Here is a 473-nt window from a genome sequence, read left to right on the forward strand (position 1 = left end):
GTAGAGCCCGATGTATAGATCACATAGGCAAGGTCGTTACCTTTCGCCCTGAAGGACTGACTGACCGGACGCTGACTGCTGATGGATTCAACTGCTTCGTCCAGGTCTACCAAGCCACTGGCCATCTCTAATTCTAATGCTTCCACATGCTCCGTGCGCGTGATCAAAGCTTTCATGCCCGAATCGGATATGATGCCCTTAACGCGTGCTGAGGGATGGTGGGGTGACAGAGGCACATAAACGCCTCCCGATTTCAGTATACCAAATATTACCGGCAAAAGTTGTTCCTCTCTCTCCAGCAGAACGCCTACCATATCCCCAGGCTGCACGTCCTGTTCTTGCTGAAGGTATATGGCCACTTTATCTGACCTCTCCTTCAGTAACTGATAGGTCAGTGAGTGATCGCCACTCACTACAGCAATGTTATCCGGGGTAAGGGCTACCTGCTCCTCAAAAAGGTCAATAATCGTCTT

1 protein-coding gene is annotated in these 473 nt (G+C 50.3%); it reads right to left on the reverse strand.

What is annotated here, in order from left to right; genetic code table 11:
• Positions 1–473, reverse strand: a 473-nt coding sequence (locus C900_RS27375; RefSeq protein WP_040497688.1) for an AMP-binding protein, incomplete at both ends; no start/stop codon positions are given.

This window comes from Fulvivirga imtechensis AK7 (assembly GCF_000331535.1).
Lineage (GTDB): Bacteria > Bacteroidota > Bacteroidia > Cytophagales > Cyclobacteriaceae > Fulvivirga > Fulvivirga imtechensis.